This is a genomic window from Bacillus sp. GMa5/1 (assembly GCF_050172015.1).
GTDB classification, from domain to species: domain Bacteria; phylum Bacillota; class Bacilli; order Bacillales; family Bacillaceae_G; genus Bacillus_A; species Bacillus_A cereus.
Genome location: NZ_JBNLYC010000452.1, coordinates 1 through 269 on the forward strand (window position 1 = coordinate 1; position 269 = coordinate 269).

Consider the following 269-nt stretch of genomic DNA (forward strand, 5'->3'; position numbering starts at 1 on the left):
CTTGTGCGTAGGATAAATCCCAATTGTAGATACAAGGTAATTCTCCTTCTACTAATTGGACACCTGAAACCATACAAGATTGTCCATACGCAACTTGGCCATAAGCGAAAATATCAAAGAAAATATATCCGTTACTCATGTTATAATCCGATGGGACTGTGAATGTAACAGTGTATCTAACAATCTTTCCATCTGCTATTTTAGGAGCTGAGAATTTTTTCTCAAATATTTGTTTGTCCACTGGATTGTCGCCTTGCCATGTTCCGAAT

General features: G+C 37.2%; 1 protein-coding gene. It reads right to left on the minus strand.

The genetic code is table 11. The annotated features are described in order from the left end of the window. Nucleotides 1-241: hypothetical protein (locus ACQGSG_RS29400; protein WP_426948803.1), on the minus strand; the 241-nt coding region annotated here is incomplete at its 3' end. Between the last annotated feature and the right edge of the window lie 28 nt (nucleotides 242-269).